Genomic DNA, 18,607 nt, shown 5'->3' with positions numbered 1-18,607 from the left:
TCGGCACAGCCAGCCGCTCACTTCTGCGTCTCGCTAGTCACCAAGCGCCGAGAACGCAGGCGTTATCAGGAATTCGCCATTCCGAATCCCTAATCCCGACTCCCCAATCTCAGCTACTCAGCCAGGTCGATCCACACCGCATGATGGTCGCTGCCATCGGCGATCGCCGCTTCCGGCGCGTTGCTGGCTGGCCAGAAAATGCCGCTGCCGATCAGGGTGAACTGGCGCGACGGCAGCACGTAGTCCAGGCGCATGGTGCCGGCCTGCGGGCCGAAGTCACCGGTGACCTGATGCGGGTCGCCGCTGTGGGCGATGCCCAGCGCGGCGTATTCGGCGGTTTTTTCCGGGCCGCCATCGCTGTGCGGTGTGGGGTACTGCAGCACGCGCGGGTGATGGATCAACGCGCGGATCGCCTCATGGCGGCCGGCACCATCGACCGGGTCGTTGTTCAGATCGCCCAGGATGACGAAGCGCGCATCGGCAGCCAGGCCGCCGCAACCGCCCTTGTCGTCGCACAGCCAGCGTTGGCTGTCGGGTGCGTTGTCCAGGTACGCGCGCCACAGCTGCAGTTCGTCGTGGTTGCGCGCGGCGTTGCGTTTCTCGGCACCGTCGAACACCGGCGGGGTGGGGTGCGACACCAGCGCATGCACGACACCCACCGGCGTGCGCACCGGCACATCCCAATGCGATTTGGACGACAGCCGCAGTTGCGCCCAGATGGCATCGCTGTAGTAGGACGTCTTGCTGGCCGGATCGATCGGCCGCAGTGCGCCAGGTAGCGCGCTCCACTTCAGCAGCTGGAAGCTCCGCACTGCCTGCGCATCGATCGGATAACGCGACAACACCAGCATGCCGTACTGGCCGGGATGCAGCCCATAGCCCCACGCGTCGTTGCCACGCGCGCGTCCTTCGCCGCCGGCGCTGCCGTTGTTGTCCAGATCCAGGCCGCTCGGCACGCCGGTATTGACCGGTGCCAGATAGCGGTACGGATACCGCAACGCCTCGCCGCCGCCCGGCTGGGCCACCTGCAGATAACGTTGCTGGAACAGGTCGGCAGCGCGATGTTCCGGGTTGAAGTCGAATTCGTTGAGCAGCACCAGATCCGGGCGCACGCGCTGCAGTACCGCAGCGATCTTGCGCGCATGCGCGCTATCGCCCTGCAGCTCGCGAATCAGGCCGCCGGCCTCGTCCGAATACAGCGAGGTGTTGTAGGTGGCGATGCGCAGCTGTGCCGCGGCCGGCCGGGCGGCGAGGGTGTCGGTCTGCATCTTGGGCGAGGGCGCGGGGTGGGCGCAGGCCGCGCACAAGGCGGTCAGCGCGAGCAGCAGGAGAGGTTTGATCATTGCAAGATTCTCGCATGCGGGATGCGACACGCCGATGTCGCAATCCGGCGGGTCAGTCGACCGATGCGTGGGCGGGCAAGCCGCGCCAGTGGCGACCATCGTAGGCTTCCAGTGCGCTGAAGCGGCGCTTGTAGTTCATCTTCGCGTGGCCATCGATCCAGTACCCCAGATACAGATGCGCGCGTCGCTCGCGTTGCGCCCACTGGATCTGCTGCAGGATCGCAAACGTGCCCAGGCTGCGCGCTGCCGCCTCCGGCGCGTAGAACGTGTACACCGCCGACAGCGCATGCTCGGTGACATCGGTCACTGCGACAGCCAGCAGCCGGCCAGGCAAATGCGCAATCGCCGGTTCACGGATCTCCAGAAAGCGCCCGTGGGACCAGCCGCCGATCAGGAACTGGTCGAATTCGGTGGCGCCATGTTCGTCCATGCCGCCGCCGGGATGCCGGTGCTTGAGGTATTGGCGATAGAGCGCGAGTTGTTCGTCGGTGCGCTCGGCGGCCACCACGCGCACCACCAGATCCCGGTTACGCGCCAGGCAACGGCGTTGGCTGCGGTCCGGGTGAAACGCATCCACCGCGATGCGTACCGGCACACAGGCACGGCACCGTTCGCAGTGCGGCCGGTAGACCAGATCGCCGGAGCGACGAAAGCCCCATGCCAGCGCTTGCGGATAGATCGCCCCCAGGCGCGGATCGTGCGGATCCAGCACCAGATCGCGCGCCTGCCGGTCGGACCAATAGCCACAGGCATGCTCGCCGGTCTGGAACAGGCGCAGGTCGTCGTGGGTGTCGGCATGGATGGCCATGGCCGAAGGATAGCGCCTGCGCGTCGCATCAGCGGCGACTGTCCGCCGGATGAATACGTCCGCCCTGGACGTCAACGCGCGCATCGATGGGTCGTTGATGGGGGTGTTGGTGGCAGCGCACGGACGATCCGCACGCACCACCCACGCGATGCGGCCCATGCAGGTGCCGCGTGTGGTTCCTATCTTCCAGGAGTGTCTCATGACGTCACGCAAACCCTTTCTCGCCCTGGCCGTGCTGGCCGCGCTGTCCACCGGCACCGCGTTCGCCGCCACCGTGCCGGCTCCCGGCGATGCGCCGCGGCCTGCCAAACTCGACAAGAACGGCGATGGCGTGATCGACCGCAGCGAAGCGGCTGCCGATCCGACGCTGGCCGCGCAGTTCGATACGCTGGACACCAACAAGGACGGCAAGCTGTCGCGCGACGAGCGCCCGCATCATCGTGGCCCGGGTCGCGATGGGCGCGGCGGACGTGGCGAGTGGATGGCCAAGCTCGATACCAACAAGGATGGCCGTATCAGCCGCGAAGAAGCCAAGGCCGACCCCAAGTTCGCTGCACGCTTCGACCAGATGGATCTCAATAAGGACGGCTTCGTCGACCGTGCCGACCGAGAGTTGCGCATGCAGCAGCATCGCGATGCGTGGTTCGCTAAGGCCGACACCGACAAGGACGGCAAGCTGAGCAAGGCCGAGTTCGATGCTGCGTCCAAGTGGCGTGGCGGGCACGGGCCGGGTGGGATGGGCAGGCACGGCGACGATGGCAAGCCGGCACCGGCAACCGCACCTGCGACCAACCGCTGAGGCATCGCCGACTGCGGCGCTCGTTGCGCATTGGCGAGTGCCGCTCGGGTGAGCGGTGAGTTCACCCAGCTGTTTGCAGTACGTAACAAGGCGCCGATCGACCGCGCCCTTCCGCCTGGCGGGAGGGCGCTTGCGTTTGGGGCAGACGCTGAGCGCGGCGACAACGCTCAGTCGTGCTTCCAGGACGTGGGAACCGGATTGGAGACGGTGTTCTTCTCCAGCGTGTAGGTGCCGTTCTGCTGCGCGATCGCTTCGCCGGTGTCGACGATGGCGTTCTGGATAAAGACATTCTGCTGGTCGCCGCGCACGAAGGTCAGCTGGTGGAACGCGGTCTTGTTGCCCCAGTCTTCCGAGGGCAGGGAGATGAACCGGATGGTGTAGCTCTGGTCGTCGAATGTTCCCTGCAGCACATAGACGCCGTAATGGTTTTCGCCCTGGGAAATGATTTTGTACATGCCGTTGCTGAAATAATAGATTTCCGCATCGGGGAACGGCTTCTTGTCGTAGAGCTTGCGGTAGTGGAGCACCTGCTTGAAGGTCGGTGCTCCGAAGCTCACCGATAGCGTCTTGCCATCGGCGGACTTGGTGAGTCCGTCCGCATGCGCGCTCATGCTGACCATCATCAGCAGACTGGTGAACAGACTTGCCTTCACGTCATGACTCCGGGGTCTGGTTGGATCCTGGCCGCTTATAGCAGCGCAGGCGTTGCCCGATGACTGCGACAGTCGGATACGAACCCATCGCTTCGGATCGTGCGACGTTGCTCGCTAGGCGCCTGCCTTCGCATGCCATGCGACGCAGGCCGGCACGGATGTGACCGCGCCGACGAGCAGGACTGTCGTACCAGCGGGTGGCCGCGCCGGGTCGCTGCGGTCAGCGGGTCGGCTGGATCCGCACGCGCAATTCGTCGTCTTCTGCTGCCGGTCGTGCGGCATCTGGCGCCGGCGCCTGTTGCGATGCCGGCTGGGCCGCTGGTGCCAGTTGCGTCGGCGCGTTGCGATGGCGCATCACCACCACCATCGCCACGGCGCCGATCACCAGCAGCAACACCAGGCGGATACGCCAGGCCCAGCTGCGCGCACTGGAGCTGGAGCCGTTTTCGCCTTCGCGGAAGGTGTATTCCACGTTCGGCAGGTCGCGGCGGGTGGTATCCAGCAGACGGGCGTCGCGCAGCAGCTCGCGTGCGCGCGGCTGGTCGTTGGCATGCACGATCCAGACGGTGGGCTGCGCCTGGGCATTGCTCTGCTCCAGGTAGCTGAACTGGCCGCCGCGCTTGCTTTGATAAGAGCGACCGTTGCTGATGCGGATCTCGATTCCCGCATCGCGCAAGAGATTGGCCACGCCTTCGGCGGTTTCGATACGTTGACTGCTGAAGATCTTGCGCATGGTGGAAAACGCCGTTGGGTCCGGAACAGATGGCACCCTTGAGGCGCCAGTTCAAGATGAAACATCAAGGTGCGGGTGATGCGGTCAGGGGATCGCATGCGCATGACCGTGGCAGGCAAGCATGCCAGCTTGCGGTGTCTGCAGTGCGCGCGAAGCGGTGTTCGGCTGCCTTCACCCAGCCAGGGTGCGCACTGGCCATCAAGCAGGGTGCAGTGCCGTTGCGATGTGAGGTCTACTCCTTGGCCGGCACGGCAATCGCGCTGCCGTCGGGCACCACCCGGATCAGGCCTTCCTGCGTGGTGCTGGCCACCAGCATGCCGTCGCGGGTGAAAAACTGCCCGCGAGCCAGACCGCGCGCGCCCTGCGCGGTGGGGCTGTCGAGCGAGTACAGCAGCCAGTCGTCGGTACGGAATGGACGATGGAACCACAGGGCATGATCGAGCGAGGCCATCTGCACGTTCGGCGTGTAATAGCTGATGCCGTGCGGAAATGTCGAGGTGCCCAGCAACTGAAAATCCGACGCGTACGCGAGCAGCGCTTGATGCAGGCCTACATCGTCGCCGATGGGATCGTTCAAGCGCAGCCACATCTGCTGGAACGGCGGGCGCTTGGGCGGCTTGAGTTCGTCGCGCGGAAAAACATGGCGAAACTCGAACGGGCCACCGCGCGACAGCCAACGCTGCACCTTGGCCGGCAGCTTGGCCAACACTTCCGGTGCCAGCGGGGCGGCCGGTTCGATGTCTTCCGGTGGTGGCACCACCGGCATCGCCGACTGATGCTCGGCGCCTTCTTCGCGCTCCTGAAACGAGGCCGCGCAAAAAAAGATCACCTTGCCGTGCTGGATCGCCGTGACCCGGCGTACCGAGAAACTGCCGCCATCGCGGGTGCGATCGACGTCGTAGACGATGGGGTGGTCGATATTGCCGGCACGCAGGAAATACGCATGCAGCGAATGCGCCTGGCGGCCGTTTTCCACCGTCGCCTGCGCTGCCGCCAACGCCTGGCCCAGCACCTGCCCACCGAACACGTATTTGGTGCCGATGTCGCGGCTCTGGCCACGGAACAGGTTGTCTTCCAGGCGCTCCAGCGACAGCAGGCTGATCAGTTCGGAGACGACGGGTTCGGCGGTGGCGGACAAGAGGCTGGCCTGGGCATGCGACGGACAGCGAGTATACCGGCCCGCCCAAGGGGCGCCGCGACGGCAGGGCTCAGGCTTTCTGCAGGCGCGCCACCAGGCCATGCAGCGCGGTCTGCGCGTCCGGCGCGTACCAGCCATCGATGAAGCGCTCCAGCTGGATCAACTCCGGCGCCAATGCCGCGCGCAGGTCGGCACGCGCAATCGCGCGCGTGGTCAACATCGGTTGGCGGGGAAGCTGCTGCAGCTCCTGCAGCCACGCCACCGCACGCGCGGTGACCAGCTCGCCATCGACCAGTTCGTCCACCAGCCCGACCGCGACCGCCTGTTCGGCCGGCAGCAGTTGCCCGGAGATCAGCAGGCGTTCGGCGCGGTGCGCACCCACCACGCGGCGCAACAGGCGTTGGATACCCTCCGGCGCAGCAAGGCCAACCTGCACTTCGTTGAGGCCAATCGTATAGGGTCTTGCGGTATCGGCACTGCGCGCCATCACCCGGTAGTCGCAGCACAGCGCCAGCACGCAGCCGCCGGCCGGCGCATGCCCGCCGATGGCCGCTACCACCGGCACGCGGCTGTTGGCCAGCGCCTGCGCCGCATCGAAGAACGCGGTCCAACTGGCCAGCAGCGCAGCGCGGTCGGTGCCATGGGCCAGCAGATGCGGCACATCCATGCCGCCGGAAAAAATCCGCTCGCTGCCCGACAGCACGATGCCGTCGACCTCCTCGCCCGCCTGCTGCACCGCAACGCTCAACGCCTGGCACAACGCGCTGTCCAGCGCGTTGACCGGCGGACGCGCCAGACGGATTTCGCGAAGACGGCCATGGTCTAAGATCTGGATGCTCATTCGGGGCTCCTGGAGGTCAGGTCATGATAGACGGCAGTCGAAGCAGGCGGGTTAGGTGTGCCGGCGCGTTGCTCGCGGCGTTTGGGCTGGCGGCAAGTGCGGGCGTGTCGGCGCAATGCCTGCCCGAATTCAAGAATGGCTGGATCCGCATCCCGCCGCCCGGTGGCATGGGCATGGCCGCCGGGTTCGGGCAATTTCATAACGGCTGTGCGCAGCCGCTGACCATCACTGCTGCCAACAGCAGCGTATTTGCCGATGTCTCCTTGCACGAAACCACACAGGTCAATGGCGTCAGCCGCATGCGTGCGGTGCCCGAACTGGCATTGCCGGCCGGCAAATCTGTGCCGCTGGCGCCGGGCGGCCTGCACCTGATGCTGATGGACGCCAGTGCGCCGTTGCAGGAAGGCGCGCAGGTGCCGGTGAGCTTTACCCTGCAGGACGGTCGCCAAATCAAGGCCACCTTGGAAGCACGCAAGCGCGCGCCCGGCTCTTGAGTGTTTGATGGCTGTTGCGCACTTGCGCCAGCATTGCAATGAAAGCGGCGGCTCCACATGGAGCCGCCGCCGATCTTTCGCGTTGCTGCAACATCAGCCACTGAGCCGATGGGAATTCAGCTACTGGCCGCGCGCACCGCATCCGGTAGCGCAGCGCTCTTGCCGGTCTGCGTATCGATCCACACCACCACCACGTTGCCATCGGAGTACAGCTTGCTGTCGTCCTTCTGGTCGAAGATGCGGTGGCCGATGGTCACGCTGCTGGTGCCCAGGCGTTCGACGAACAACTCGACGGTGATGTCGTTGGGCCAGATCAACGGCTGCTTGTAGTTGACATTGGTGGCGGCAACCACCGGCGCGATGCGGTCGGTCATCGCCACGCCTTGCACGCCCAGCATCCAGCGCACGCGCGCTTCTTCCAGATAGGAAATGTACTTGGCGTTGTTGACATGGCCCATGCTGTCCATATCGCGCCAGCGCACGCTGATCGGGATGCGTGCTAGAACCTTGTGTTCGCTCATCAGCTTGCCTTCTTCTTCGCAGTCTTCTTGGTGGCGGATTTGGCGGCCTTGGCCACCTTCTCCGGTTTGACCTTGCGCGGCGGACGCGCATCGGGCTTGTTGGCCATTGCCGCCGGACGCGTCTCGCGCGCCTTCACCGACGGCAGCATCTTGGCCAGGAACTGCCCGGTGTAGGACGGCTTGTGCGCGGCCACTTCCTCCGGCGTACCAGAGACCAGGATGGTGCCGCCACGATGCCCACCTTCCGGGCCCAGATCCACGATCCAGTCGGCGGTCTTGATCACGTCAAGATTGTGTTCGATCACCACCACCGTGTTGCCTTCGTCGCGCAGCTTGTGCAGCACGCCGAGCAACGCTTCGATATCGTGGAAGTGCAGCCCGGTGGTCGGCTCGTCCAGGATGTACAGGGTGCGCCCGGTATCGCGCCGCGACAGCTCCTTGGACAGCTTGACGCGCTGCGCTTCGCCGCCGGAGAGCGTGGTCGCGCTCTGGCCCAGCTTGATGTAGCTCAATCCCACATCGACCAGCGTTTCCAGCTTGCGCGCGATCGACGGCACCGGCTCGAACAGGCGCAGCGCATCTTCCACGGTCATCTGCAGCACGTCGCTGATGTTGAAACCCTTGTAGCGGATCTCCAGCGTTTCGCGGTTGTAGCGCTTGCCGTGGCAGACGTCGCAGGGCACGTACACGTCGGGCAGGAAGTGCATCTCCACCTTGATCATGCCGTCGCCCTGGCAGGCCTCGCAGCGGCCGCCACGCACGTTGAAGCTGAAGCGGCCCGGCGAATAGCCGCGTGCACGCGCCTCGGGCACCTGCGCGAACAGCTCGCGCAAGGGCGTGAACATGCCGGTGTAGGTCGCCGGATTGGAGCGCGGCGTGCGCCCGATCGGCGACTGGTCGATATCCACCACCTTGTCGAACAGGTCCAGGTTCTCGACCTCGCGATGCGGCGCCACCGTGTGCGAGGCGCCGTTGATCTCGTTGGCCGCCAGGGTGAACAACGTATCGTTGATCAACGTCGACTTGCCCGAGCCGGACACACCGGTGATGCAGGTCAGCAGACCGGCGGGAATATCCAGGTCGACATTCTTCAGGTTGTTGCCGGTCGCCCCGCGCAGATGCAGCATCATCTTCGGGTTGGGCTTGTGGCGCTGCCTTGGAATCTCGATGCGGCGCTTGCCGGACAGGTATTGGCCGGTCAACGAGCGTGGCGATTTCAGGATGTCGTCCAGCGTGCCCTGCGCGCAGATTTCGCCGCCATGCACGCCCGCACCGGGGCCGATGTCCAGCACATGGTCGGCCAGGCGGATCGCATCTTCGTCATGCTCGACCACGATCACGGTGTTGCCCAGATCGCGCAACCGCGTCAGCGTGCCGAGCAGGCGTTCGTTATCGCGTTGGTGCAGGCCGATCGAGGGCTCGTCCAGCACGTACATCACCCCGACCAGGCCGGCGCCGATCTGGCTGGCCAGGCGAATGCGCTGCGCCTCGCCGCCGGACAAGGTGTCGGCCTTGCGCTCCAGGGTGAGGTAATCCAGACCCACATCGACCAGGAAGCCCAGTCGCTCGCCGATTTCCTTGACGATCTTGGCCGCGATCTCGCCGCGCCAACCCGGCAGCGACAGGCCACGGAAAAAGCTCAACGCCTCGTTGACCGGCAGCACCACCAATTCCGGTAGTGGGCGATCGGCCACGAACACGTTGCGCGCAGCGCGATTCAAGCGCGTGCCGTTGCAGGCGGGGCAGGGCTGCTGGCTGACGTACTTGGTCAGTTCTTCGCGCACCGCCGGCGATTCGGTCTCGCGGTAGCGACGTTCCAGGTTCGGCAGGATGCCTTCGAAGCGGTGCTTGCGCGTGGTGCGCCCGCCCGCATCGGTGAAGTAGGTGAAGCTGATCACCTCATCGCCACTGCCGAACAGCACCGCCTGGCGCACCTTGGCCGGCAGCGTATTCCACACCGCATCCACGTCGAACTTGTAGTGCTTGGCCAGCGAAGCAATCAGCTGGAAATAATAGGCATTGCGTCGGTCCCAGCCGCGCACCGCGCCGGCCGACAGCGATAGTTCGGGATGCACGACCACGCGATCGGGGTCGAAGAATTCGGCCACGCCCAGGCCATCGCAGCTCGGGCAGGCACCCACCGGTGCGTTGAACGAAAACAGGCGCGGTTCCAGCTCCGGCAGCGAGTAGTCGCACACCGGGCAGCTGTACTTGGACGAGAACAGGTGCGGCGCTGCGGCCGGGTCGTCCAGCGATTGCACCGCCACCATGCCTTCGCCGAGCTTGAGCGCGGTTTCGAAACTCTCCGCAAGACGCTGCTTGATGTCTTCGCGTGGACGGAAGCGGTCGATCACCGCTTCGATGGTGTGTTTCTGGCGCAGTGCCAATGCCGGCACCGCATCGATTTCATACAGCTCGCCGTCCACGCGCACGCGCACGAAGCCCTGCGCGCGCAGTTGCTCGAACACCTGTGCATGCTCGCCCTTGCGCTCGCGGATCACCGGGGCCAGCAGCATGTAGCGCTGCTCCTGGTCCTGGGTGAGCATGTGGTCGACCATCTGGCTGACGGTCTGCGCTTCCAGCGGGAAGCCATGGTCCGGGCAGCGCGGCTGGCCTACGCGTGCATAGAGCAGGCGCAGGTAGTCGTAGATCTCGGTGATCGTGCCGACGGTGGAGCGCGGGTTGTGCGAGGTGGATTTCTGTTCGATGGAAATCGCCGGCGACAAGCCTTCGATGTGGTCCAGGTCCGGCTTTTCCATCACGCTGAGGAACTGGCGCGCATACGCCGACAGCGACTCGACGTAGCGGCGCTGGCCTTCTGCATAGATGGTGTCGAACGCCAACGACGACTTGCCCGAGCCGGACAGGCCGGTGATCACGATCAGTTTGTCGCGGGGCAGGTCGAGGTCGATGTTCTTAAGGTTGTGCGTCCGCGCGCCGCGGATGCGGATGAAATCCATCGCCATGGGGGATCCGATGTCGGGCCGGCGAACCGGCAGTGGTGCGAGCGTGCTCAGCAGGAATGAGTGGCAGTCGATCAGCCTACCCGCCGACCTAGGTGAGGGCAATTGCCCCAAATGCCAGTCTGCCGGGGCCGTTGTGGCGGCCGGATGATGCGTTCTACCAGCCCATCGCGGGCCATTCGCGGCCAGACGGCTTGCGACTTGACCCGAAACCGGCTAGGCCAGTACAATTCCGCTCCTGTCTGCCCCATGGGCAAGTCAGGCGACCATAATAACTACAGAGGAACACCTGGTCATGTACGCAGTTCTGGTAACCGGCGGTAAGCAATACCGCGTCGCGCAGGGCGAAACGCTCCGCGTGGAAAAGCTCGAAGTCGAAGCTGGCAACGAGATCAAGTTCGACACCATCCTGATGCTGGGCGATAGCGATGGCATCAAGCTGGGCGATGCGCTGAAAGGCGCCTCGGTCACCGCCAAGGTCGTGGCCCACGGCCGCGCCGACAAGGTGCGCATCATCAAGTTCCGTCGCCGCAAGCACCACATGAAGCGTCAGGGACACCGTCAGCACTACACCGAAATCGAGATCACCGGCATTGCCGGTGGCGACAAGAAGTAAGGAGAACCAGTCATGGCACATAAAAAGGGCGTAGGTTCCTCGCGCAACGGTCGCGATTCCAACCCGAAGTACCTCGGCGTGAAGATCTTCGGTGGCCAGGCCATCGACGCCGGCAACATCATCGTGCGGCAGCGCGGCACCCAGTTCCATCCGGGTGCTGGCGTCGGCCTCGGCCGTGACCACACCCTGTTCGCCCTGGTGGACGGCAAGGTGGAGTTCTCCACCAAGGGGCCGAAGAAGCGTCGCACCGTCAGCGTGGTTGCCGAGGCGTAATCGCCCGCTCCATGCAGGCCAGTTCGCATGTGCCGCAAGGCGCTGCGAACGAGACGGAAAGCCCCGCTTCGGCGGGGTTTTTCGTTTGAGGGCCGGGAGTCGGGATTCGGGATTGGGGATTCGCAAGAGCGGATCCCTTGGCGTCCTGGCGTTCTCATCCTTCCCTGCTGACGGGCTCGCCAAGGTTGCGTTGCCGCGTTGTCACCAATCCCAAATCACGAACCCCGAATCCCATGAAATTAGTCGACGAAGCAGAAATCCTGGTCACCGCCGGTAATGGCGGCAACGGCTGTGTCGGCTTTCGCCGCGAGAAGTTCATTCCGCTGGGCGGGCCCGATGGCGGCGATGGCGGTGCGGGCGGTAGCGTCTGGATCGTGGCCGACGAGAACGTCAACACACTGGTCGATTTCCGCCATGAGCGCACCTTCAAGGCGCAGCGCGGCGAGAACGGCATGGGCCGTCAGGCCTACGGCAAGGGCGGCGAAGACCGCATCATCGTGGTGCCGGTCGGTACCGTGGTGATCAATGTGCAGACCGATGAAGTGATCGGCGACCTGACCCAGCACGGCGACCGCTTGCTGGTGGCCAAGGGCGGCAAGGGCGGCCTGGGCAACATGCATTTCAAGAGCTCGGTCAACCGCGCGCCGCGCCAGGCCACCACCGGTGAGGAGGGCGAAGAGCGTCTGCTCAAGCTGGAACTGAAGCTGCTGGCCGATGTCGGCCTGCTGGGTTTCCCCAATGCCGGCAAGAGCACCCTGATCCGCGCAGTGTCCGCGGCAACCCCGAAGGTGGCCGACTACCCGTTCACGACCCTGTACCCGAATCTGGGCGTGGTCAGTGTCGAGGCGTACCGCAGTTTCGTCATCGCCGACGTGCCGGGCCTGATCGAAGGCGCGGCCGACGGCGCCGGTCTGGGCACGCAGTTCCTGCGCCATTTGCAACGCACCCGCCTGCTGCTGCATCTGGTGGATATTTCGCCTGCTCTGGGCGTATATGGCGAGGGCGGCGTGGACGGCGTATCGCCGGCCGATCAGGTGCGCACCATCGAGCGCGAGCTGGAACGCCACGATCCCGAGTTGCTGAAGAAGCCGCGCTGGCTGGTGCTCAACAAGGCCGACCTGATGTTCGAAGACGAGGCGCGTGCCGCTGCAGAAACCATCGTGGCCGAGTTGGGCTGGACGGCGCCGTGGTACCTGGTTTCCGCTCTCGGGCGCGATGGCACCTTCCCGATCATGAAAGACGTGATGGCGTTCTTCGATCGTCAGCGCGAAGACGAACTCGAAGCGCGCAATGCGGGCTGAGTGCAGGCGCAGACACACAAAAAACCCGGCCTTGGCCGGGTTTTTCTGTACTGCCGGAAGCCAGGCTTCCGGCAATGCGCCAACTGGTCGCTTACGCGGCCTTGATGGCCTTGATGCGCGCGGTCAGGCGGCTCTTGTGGCGTGCAGCCTTGTTCTTGTGGATCAGGCCGCGGGCGCTGAAACGGTCGAGGATGGGCTGAGCAACGGCAAAAGCAGCTTCGGCGCCTGCAGCATCGTTGGCGTCAAGGGCCTTGATCACCTTCTTGACGGCGGTGCGCAGCATCGAGCGCTGACCGGTGTTGCGCTCGTTGCGCACAATGGTCTGCTTGGCGCGCTTCTTGGCGGACTTGATATTGGCCACGGTGGTGGGTTCCTGAAAAATCGGTATGGTGGAAAAAGCAAGCGCGAAAGTATGATGGACCCGGATATGTACGTCAAGTCAGTTGTCAAGAGGGATGCAGCGTGAGCAAGCCCGGCATGTTGAGAGGCCTGCTCTCATTCAGCAGTATGACCATGATCTCGCGGGTGCTGGGCCTGATCCGCGACCAGGCGATTTCCACCACCTTCGGCGCCAATGCGGTGACCGACGCGTTCTGGGTGGCCTTCCGCATTCCCAATTTCCTGCGCCGGCTGTTCGCCGAGGGCTCGTTCGCCACCGCCTTCGTGCCAGTGTTCACCGAGGTCAAGGAGACCCGCCCGCATGCCGATCTGCGCGAGCTGATGGCGCGCGTGTCCGGCACCTTGGGCGGGATGTTGCTGCTGATCACCGCACTGGGGTTGATCTTCACCCCGCAACTGGCCTCGGTATTTTCCGATGGCGCGGCCACCGATCCGGAAAAATACGGGTTGTTGGTCGATCTGTTGCGGCTGACCTTTCCATTCCTGCTGTTCGTCTCGTTGACGGCGCTGGCCGGTGGCGCGCTCAACAGCTTCCAGCGCTTTGCCATCCCGGCGCTGACGCCGGTGATCCTCAATCTGTGCATGATTGCCGGCGCGCTGTGGTTGGCGCCGCGGTTGGACGTCCCGATCCTGGCGCTGGGCTGGGCGGTGCTGGTGGCCGGTGCGCTGCAGTTGCTGTTCCAGCTGCCGGCGCTGAAGGGCATCGGCCTGCTGACGCTGCCGCGTTGGGGCTGGAATCACCCGGATGTGCGCAAAGTGCTGACCTTGATGATCCCGACCTTGTTCGGCTCGTCGATTGCTCAGATCAACCTGATGCTGGATACGGTGATCGCCGCGCGCCTGGCCGATGGGTCGCAATCGTGGCTGTCGCTGGCCGATCGCTTTCTGGAGCTGCCGCTGGGTGTGTTCGGCGTGGCGCTGGGCACGGTGATCCTGCCGGCGCTGGCCCGCCATCATGTCAAAACCGATCGCACAGCTTTCTCCGGCGCGCTGGACTGGGGCTTCCGCACCACCCTGCTGATCGCGATGCCGGCCATGCTGGGCTTGCTGCTGCTGGCCGAACCGCTGGTGGCGACGTTGTTCCAGTACCGCCAGTTCACTGCGTTCGATACCCGCATGACCGCAATGTCGGTCTACGGCCTGAGCTTCGGTTTGCCGGCCTACGCCATGCTGAAGGTGCTGTTGCCGGCCTTCTACGCGCGCCAGGACACCCGCACACCCGTGCGTGCAGGCGTGGCGGCGCTGATCGCCAACATGGTGTTCAACTTCGCGCTGCTGGCGGTCGTGTACCAGATCATGGTGCCGCCGGAACTCAAGGCGCAGGGTGTGATGCAGGCGCTGGGCAAGCAGCCGGGCCTGCATCTGGCATTGGGTATCGCCAGTGCACTGTCGAGTTATCTCAATCTGGGATTGCTGTGGTACTGGCTGGGCAAGTCCGGTGTGTACCAGCGCCGGCCGGGCTGGGGCGGCTATGCGCTGCGTCTGCTGCTGGCATGTGCGGCGATGGTGGCAGTGCTGTTGAGCTTGCTGTGGTGGCTGCCGTCGTTTACGCAGATGGACAAATGGAACCGCATCGGCTGGCTGGCGGTACTGGTGGGCAGTGGCGGGGCGACATATCTGGTCGCGCAGTTGGCGCTGGGGCTGCGGCCGCGGCATCTGCGCGAAGGCTGAGGCGACGACCGAATCAGCGCGCTGCAGGTCGCCTGCACTGTCCAGGGAACGCCCATCCCTGCGCAACCGCAGGCGGTGACGCGCTGCCCGCCCCAGGTACGCCCATGCGGCTTGACAGGCACGGCTATACTTGCAGGTTATGTATCAACGAGGGCCGGCCGGCGGGCCGGCATCTGTTTGGATCGAGGAATGAGCAGGCTGTTTAGAGACGTCGAGGGCGGGACGCTGTTCCCGCGCGGAAGCGTGGTCTGCATCGGCGCCTTCGATGGCCTGCATCTGGGGCATCGAACGCTGGTGCAACACGCCGTGGCGCGTGCTCGCGCACTCGGTGTGCCGGCAGTGGCGGTGAGCTTCGAGCCGCTGCCGCGCGAGTTCTTCGCACCCGCCGCGCTGCCGCCGCGTCTGACCCTGGCACGCGCCAAGATCGAAGGCTTGTACGGCTTCGGTGCCGACAGCGTGGGCATGATCCGTTTCGACGGTCGCTTGTCCAAGATGTGTGCGGAAGATTTCGTGCGGCTGGCGCTGGTTGGCCGGCTTTGCGCGCGCGAAGTCTGGATTGGCCCGGAATTCCGTTTCGGCCATCGACGCGCCGGCGACATCGGCCTGCTGCGTACGCTTGGCGAGCAGCACGGCTTTGTGGCGGGCGAGATTGCGCCGGTGCATTTGCATGGGGAGCGGATTTCGGCAACGCGAATTCGCGAACTGCTCGGCGCCGGCGAATTCGCCCACGCCGGCGACTTGCTCGGTCGCCCGTACGCCATCGGTGGCCGGGTCGTGCGCGGCAAGCAGCTTGGTCGTACCTTGGGCTATCCCACCGCCAACCTGCGCTTTCCGCGCACGCCGGCGTTGTCGGGGATCTATGCGACCTGGGTACATGGCGTGGCCGAGCGGCCGTGGCCGTCGGTCTCCAGCTTCGGCACGCGTCCCACGGTAGCGGGCGTGGAGCCGCTGCTGGAAGCGCACTTGTTCGATTTCCAGTGCGATCTGTATGGCCGGCACATTGCCGTCGAATTCGTCGCCAAGCTGCGCGACGAAGAAAAGTTCGATGGCCTGGAGGCGCTGACCGTGCAGATGCACCGCGATGCCGAGCAGGCACGTGAGGTACTGGCGGCGCATATGCGTTCTGAGCAACAACCCTCGACGACGGCGAGTCCCTCGCAAGAGCCCGCACATCCATGTGCGGACTTCTCAAGCAATCCAGCGCAACGGTAGGTTCCTGTGACCCAAGATTACAAAGCCACTCTTCATCTGCCTGCGACGGAATTTCCGATGCGTGGCGACCTGCCCAAGCGCGAGCCGGCGATGCTGGAGCGCTGGGAGCGCGAGGGCTTCTACGCGCAACTGCGCGCCAATGCCGCGGGGCGGCCGCTGTTCGTGCTGCATGACGGCCCGCCGTATGCGAACGGCCAGATCCACCTCGGCCATGCGGTCAACAAGATCCTCAAGGACATCATCGTCAAGTCGAAATATCTGGCCGGCTTCGATGCACCGTATATCCCGGGCTGGGATTGCCATGGCCTGCCGATCGAGATCGCGATCGAAAAAAAATACGGCAAGGTCGGCGTCAAGCTCGATGCGGCCGAATTTCGGCAGAAGTGCCGCGAATACGCCACCGAGCAGATCGATCTGCAGCGGCGCGATTTCAAGCGCCTGGGCGTGATCGGCGATTGGGACAACCCGTACAAGACGCTGGATTTCCGCTTCGAAGCCAACGAAATCCGCGCGTTGGCCAAGGTGGTCGATAACGGCCACCTGACCCGCGGCGTCAAGCCGGTGCACTGGTGCTTCGATTGCGGTTCGGCGCTGGCCGAGGCCGAGATCGAATACGCCGACAAGGTGTCGCCGACCGTGGATATCGCCTATCCGGCGCGCGACCCGGCTGCGGTGGCTGCCGCGTTCGGCGCCTCGCTGCCCGCCGGCGTGGGCGTGGCGGTGCCGATCTGGACCACCACGCCGTGGACGCTGCCGGCGTCGCTGGCGGTGAGCCTGGGCGCGGAGCTGGACTATGTGCTGGTCGAAGGTTCGGCCGATCGCGGCCAGCCGCGCTGGCTGGTGATCGCCGAAGCGTTGGCTGCCAAGGCGCTGGCGCGGTACGGCGTGGGCGAGGTCGTGGTGCACGGGCACGCCAAGGGCGCGGCGCTGGAGCACATGCTGCTGAATCACCCGTTCTATGCCGAACGCGAGATCCCGCTGCTGCTGGGCGACCACGTGTCGGCCGAGGATGGTACCGGCGCGGTGCATACGGCACCCGGCCACGGCCAGGAGGACTATCAGGTCTCCAGGCAATACGGGCTGCTGGAGCGCTACGGCGCCGCGCAGATCAATCCGGTGGACGGGCGCGGCGTATATCTGCCGTCGACCCCGCCGCTGGGCGACACCGTGCTGGCCGGGCTGCATATCTGGAAGGCCAACGACGTCATCATCGACGCGCTTCGCGAGACCGGCGTGCTGCTGGCGGCCAGCAAGATGGAGCACAGCTATCCGCATTGCTGGCGGCACAAGACGCCAATTGCGTTCCGCGCCACGCCGCAGTGGTTCATCTCGATGGAGCAGGCCAACCTGCGCGCCGATGCGCTCAACGCCATCGAAGACGTGCATTGGTATCCGTCCTGGGGCCAGGCGCGTATCGCCGGCATGGTCGACGGGCGCCCGGACTGGACCATCTCGCGGCAGCGTACCTGGGGCGTGCCGATCGCCTTGTTCGTGCATCGCGAAACCGGCGAGCCGCATCCGCGCAGCACCGAGTTGCTGCGCCAGGTCGCCGACCGCGTGGAGCAGGGCGGCGTGGATGTCTGGTACACGCTGGATGCGGCCGAATTGCTGGGCGAAGAGGCGGCAGCTTACGAGAAGATCACCGACATCCTGGATGTGTGGTTCGACTCCGGCGTGACGCACGAGGCGGTGCTTCCGGATCGTGGGCTGCCCAAGCCGGCCGACCTGTATCTGGAAGGTTCCGACCAGCACCGCGGCTGGTTCCAGTCGTCGCTGCTGAGCGGCGTGGCGATGGACAAGGTGGCGCCGTACAAGCAGTGCCTGACCCACGGTTTTACCGTGGACGAGCACGGCCGCAAGATGTCCAAGTCGCTGGGCAACGGCATCGAGCCGCAGGACATCATGAAGACACTGGGCGCGGACATCCTGCGCCTGTGGATCGCCTCGGCCGACTACAGCAACGAGATGTCGCTGTCGCAGGAGATCCTCAAGCGCAACGCCGATGCCTACCGCCGCCTGCGCAATACCGCGCGCTTCCTGCTCGGTAACCTGCATGGCTTCGATCCGCTGCAGCATCTGGTGGCGCTGGACGAGATGGTGCTGCTGGACCGCTGGATCGTGCATCGCGCGCACGAGCTGCAGGAAAAGATCGTGGCCGCCTACGCGCGCTACGACTTCGCCGAGATCGTGCAGGCACTGCTGAACTTCTGCAGCGTGGACCTGGGGTCGCTGTACCTGGATGTCACCAAGGACCGCCTGTACACGATGGCCGAAGACGCACGCGGCCGCCGTTCGGCGCAGAGCGCGATGTACCACGTGGCCGAGGCGTTCGTGCGCTGGATCGCGCCGGTGTTGAGCTTCACTGCCGAGGAACTGTGGGGCTACCTGCCGGGCAAGCATGTCGACAACGTGCTGTTCGCCACCTGGTACGACGGCCTTGCGCCGTTGCCGGCCGACGCTGCGTTGACCGGTGCGGATTTCGACAAGTTGCTGGTCCTGCGCGAGCAGGTGGCCAAGGTGCTGGAGCCGATGCGTGCCAATGGCGCGATCGGTGCGGCGCTGGAAGCGGAAATCACCGTGGCCGCCGATGCGCAGACCGCCGCGCGCTGGCAACCGCTGGCCGAGGAACTGCGCTTCCTGTTCATCAGTGGCGATGTCACCGTGACCGCGGCCAGCACCGACGACATCTTCGTCAGTGCGCAGCCCACGACCAAGGCCAAGTGCGTGCGCTGCTGGCACCATCAGGCCAGCGTGGGCAGCGACCCGCGTCACCCGGACCTGTGCAGCCGTTGCGTCAGCAATATCGAAGGTCCGGGCGAGCAGCGTCGCTGGTTCTGACGCC

General features: G+C 65.1%; 17 protein-coding genes. 8 read left to right on the top strand and 9 right to left on the bottom strand.

The features are described 5' to 3' along the window. Nucleotides 1–113 precede the first annotated feature (113 nt). Complete coding sequence (locus J7360_RS15785) at nucleotides 114–1,442, bottom strand: endonuclease/exonuclease/phosphatase family protein (RefSeq protein WP_057658389.1); 1,329 nt, start codon at nucleotides 1,440–1,442, stop codon at nucleotides 114–116. After that, nucleotides 1,396–2,310, bottom strand: coding sequence for an arginyltransferase (locus tag J7360_RS15780; protein ID WP_007967532.1), 915 nt, complete (start codon nucleotides 2,308–2,310; stop codon nucleotides 1,396–1,398). Before J7360_RS15780 ends, J7360_RS15785 begins: the two co-directional genes overlap by 47 nt. Nucleotides 2,311–2,350: 40 nt before the next feature. Between J7360_RS15780 and J7360_RS15775 the strand changes: the two genes are divergently transcribed. Continuing rightward, nucleotides 2,351–2,950, top strand: coding sequence for an EF-hand domain-containing protein (locus tag J7360_RS15775; RefSeq protein WP_007967529.1), 600 nt, complete (start codon nucleotides 2,351–2,353; stop codon nucleotides 2,948–2,950). Between the two features lie 167 nt (nucleotides 2,951–3,117). On the opposite strand, the gene J7360_RS15770 is transcribed toward J7360_RS15775, so the two are convergent. The 4 genes from J7360_RS15770 to J7360_RS15755 all read right to left on the bottom strand — a co-directional run bounded on the left by J7360_RS15770 (nucleotide 3,118) and on the right by J7360_RS15755 (nucleotide 6,315). Further along, entirely contained in the window at nucleotides 3,118–3,603 is a 486-nt protein-coding gene (locus J7360_RS15770; RefSeq protein ID WP_022559859.1) for a hypothetical protein, read from the bottom strand. A gap of 220 nt (nucleotides 3,604–3,823) precedes the next feature. After that, the gene (locus J7360_RS15765; protein ID WP_057658387.1) at nucleotides 3,824–4,336 is read right to left on the bottom strand and encodes a DUF2007 domain-containing protein; all 513 of its coding nucleotides are present in this window, start codon (nucleotides 4,334–4,336) and stop codon (nucleotides 3,824–3,826) included. A gap of 232 nt (nucleotides 4,337–4,568) precedes the next feature. Next, nucleotides 4,569–5,474, bottom strand: a complete 906-nt coding sequence (gene tesB / locus J7360_RS15760) for an acyl-CoA thioesterase II (protein WP_057658385.1) — start codon at nucleotides 5,472–5,474, stop codon at nucleotides 4,569–4,571. 70 nt (nucleotides 5,475–5,544) lie between these two features. Further along, nucleotides 5,545–6,315 carry an enoyl-CoA hydratase/isomerase family protein gene (locus J7360_RS15755; protein ID WP_057658383.1) on the bottom strand — a complete coding sequence of 257 codons (771 nt, stop codon included), beginning with the start codon at nucleotides 6,313–6,315 and terminating at the stop codon, nucleotides 5,545–5,547. Nucleotides 6,316–6,338: 23 nt separating this feature from the next. Here J7360_RS15755 and J7360_RS15750 point away from each other — a divergent pair, with 23 nt between their 5' ends. Continuing rightward, a complete protein-coding gene (locus tag J7360_RS15750; protein ID WP_057658381.1) occupies nucleotides 6,339–6,809 on the top strand; it encodes a copper chaperone PCu(A)C in 471 nt (156 codons plus the stop codon). Nucleotides 6,810–6,925: 116 nt separating this feature from the next. Here the strand turns inward: J7360_RS15750 and J7360_RS15745 are convergent, their stop codons facing one another. Both J7360_RS15745 and uvrA read right to left on the bottom strand, forming a co-directional pair. Beyond that, nucleotides 6,926–7,330, bottom strand: a complete 405-nt coding sequence (locus tag J7360_RS15745; RefSeq protein ID WP_007967522.1) for a thioesterase family protein — start codon at nucleotides 7,328–7,330, stop codon at nucleotides 6,926–6,928. Then, nucleotides 7,330–10,296 carry an excinuclease ABC subunit UvrA gene (gene uvrA / locus J7360_RS15740; RefSeq protein ID WP_007967520.1) on the bottom strand — a complete coding sequence of 989 codons (2,967 nt, stop codon included), beginning with the start codon at nucleotides 10,294–10,296 and terminating at the stop codon, nucleotides 7,330–7,332. The genes J7360_RS15745 and uvrA overlap by 1 nt, the downstream gene beginning before the upstream one ends. A gap of 292 nt (nucleotides 10,297–10,588) precedes the next feature. Between uvrA and rplU the strand changes: the two genes are divergently transcribed. The 3 genes from rplU (at nucleotide 10,589) to obgE (ending at nucleotide 12,483) form a co-directional block, all read left to right on the top strand. After that, a complete protein-coding gene (gene rplU / locus J7360_RS15735; RefSeq protein WP_003484328.1) occupies nucleotides 10,589–10,909 on the top strand; it encodes a 50S ribosomal protein L21 in 321 nt (106 codons plus the stop codon). 12 nt (nucleotides 10,910–10,921) lie between these two features. Next, entirely contained in the window at nucleotides 10,922–11,182 is a 261-nt protein-coding gene (gene rpmA, locus J7360_RS15730; protein WP_003484326.1) for a 50S ribosomal protein L27, read from the top strand. Nucleotides 11,183–11,415: 233 nt separating this feature from the next. Then, nucleotides 11,416–12,483 carry a GTPase ObgE gene (gene obgE, locus J7360_RS15725; RefSeq protein WP_003484324.1) on the top strand — a complete coding sequence of 356 codons (1,068 nt, stop codon included), beginning with the start codon at nucleotides 11,416–11,418 and terminating at the stop codon, nucleotides 12,481–12,483. Between the two features lie 91 nt (nucleotides 12,484–12,574). On the opposite strand, the gene rpsT is transcribed toward obgE, so the two are convergent. After that, nucleotides 12,575–12,844 carry a 30S ribosomal protein S20 gene (gene rpsT, locus J7360_RS15720; protein ID WP_003484323.1) on the bottom strand — a complete coding sequence of 90 codons (270 nt, stop codon included), beginning with the start codon at nucleotides 12,842–12,844 and terminating at the stop codon, nucleotides 12,575–12,577. A gap of 116 nt (nucleotides 12,845–12,960) precedes the next feature. Here rpsT and murJ point away from each other — a divergent pair, with 116 nt between their 5' ends. From murJ to ileS, 3 genes are all read left to right on the top strand, one after another. Further along, a complete protein-coding gene (gene murJ / locus J7360_RS15715; RefSeq protein ID WP_057658379.1) occupies nucleotides 12,961–14,553 on the top strand; it encodes a murein biosynthesis integral membrane protein MurJ in 1,593 nt (530 codons plus the stop codon). 189 nt (nucleotides 14,554–14,742) lie between these two features. Further along, nucleotides 14,743–15,765, top strand: coding sequence for a bifunctional riboflavin kinase/FAD synthetase (locus tag J7360_RS15710; protein ID WP_057658378.1), 1,023 nt, complete (start codon nucleotides 14,743–14,745; stop codon nucleotides 15,763–15,765). Between the two features lie 6 nt (nucleotides 15,766–15,771). Further along, nucleotides 15,772–18,603 (top strand): isoleucine--tRNA ligase, encoded by a 2,832-nt coding sequence (gene ileS / locus J7360_RS15705; RefSeq protein ID WP_057658376.1) that lies wholly within the window; start codon nucleotides 15,772–15,774, stop codon nucleotides 18,601–18,603. The last annotated feature ends 4 nt before the right edge of the window (nucleotides 18,604–18,607 follow it).

The organism is Xanthomonas sp. D-99, from assembly GCF_017746145.1.
Classification (GTDB): domain Bacteria; phylum Pseudomonadota; class Gammaproteobacteria; order Xanthomonadales; family Xanthomonadaceae; genus Xanthomonas; species Xanthomonas cissicola.
The sequence above is the reverse complement of the archived record's forward strand: the minus strand, read 5'-3'. Positions and strand labels throughout refer to the sequence as shown.

What these genes read in the sequence shown, in the direction of transcription:
- J7360_RS15785 (WP_057658389.1), bottom strand. Translation starts at nt 1,442, where the DNA reads ATGGTCGCCACTGGCGCGGCTTGCCCGCCCACGCATCGGTCGACTGAC.
- J7360_RS15780 (WP_007967532.1), bottom strand. Translation starts at nt 2,310, where the DNA reads ATGGGCCGCATCGCGTGGGTGGTGCGTGCGGATCGTCCGTGCGCTGCC.
- J7360_RS15775 (WP_007967529.1), top strand. Translation starts at nt 2,351, where the DNA reads ATGACGTCACGCAAACCCTTTCTCGCCCTGGCCGTGCTGGCCGCGCTG.
- J7360_RS15765 (WP_057658387.1), bottom strand. Translation starts at nt 4,336, where the DNA reads ATGCGCAAGATCTTCAGCAGTCAACGTATCGAAACCGCCGAAGGCGTG.
- J7360_RS15755 (WP_057658383.1), bottom strand. Translation starts at nt 6,315, where the DNA reads ATGAGCATCCAGATCTTAGACCATGGCCGTCTTCGCGAAATCCGTCTG.
- J7360_RS15750 (WP_057658381.1), top strand. Translation starts at nt 6,339, where the DNA reads ATGATAGACGGCAGTCGAAGCAGGCGGGTTAGGTGTGCCGGCGCGTTG.
- J7360_RS15745 (WP_007967522.1), bottom strand. Translation starts at nt 7,330, where the DNA reads ATGAGCGAACACAAGGTTCTAGCACGCATCCCGATCAGCGTGCGCTGG.
- uvrA (WP_007967520.1), bottom strand. Translation starts at nt 10,296, where the DNA reads ATGGCGATGGATTTCATCCGCATCCGCGGCGCGCGGACGCACAACCTT.
- rplU (WP_003484328.1), top strand. Translation starts at nt 10,589, where the DNA reads ATGTACGCAGTTCTGGTAACCGGCGGTAAGCAATACCGCGTCGCGCAG.
- rpmA (WP_003484326.1), top strand. Translation starts at nt 10,922, where the DNA reads ATGGCACATAAAAAGGGCGTAGGTTCCTCGCGCAACGGTCGCGATTCC.
- obgE (WP_003484324.1), top strand. Translation starts at nt 11,416, where the DNA reads ATGAAATTAGTCGACGAAGCAGAAATCCTGGTCACCGCCGGTAATGGC.
- murJ (WP_057658379.1), top strand. Translation starts at nt 12,961, where the DNA reads ATGTTGAGAGGCCTGCTCTCATTCAGCAGTATGACCATGATCTCGCGG.
- J7360_RS15710 (WP_057658378.1), top strand. Translation starts at nt 14,743, where the DNA reads ATGAGCAGGCTGTTTAGAGACGTCGAGGGCGGGACGCTGTTCCCGCGC.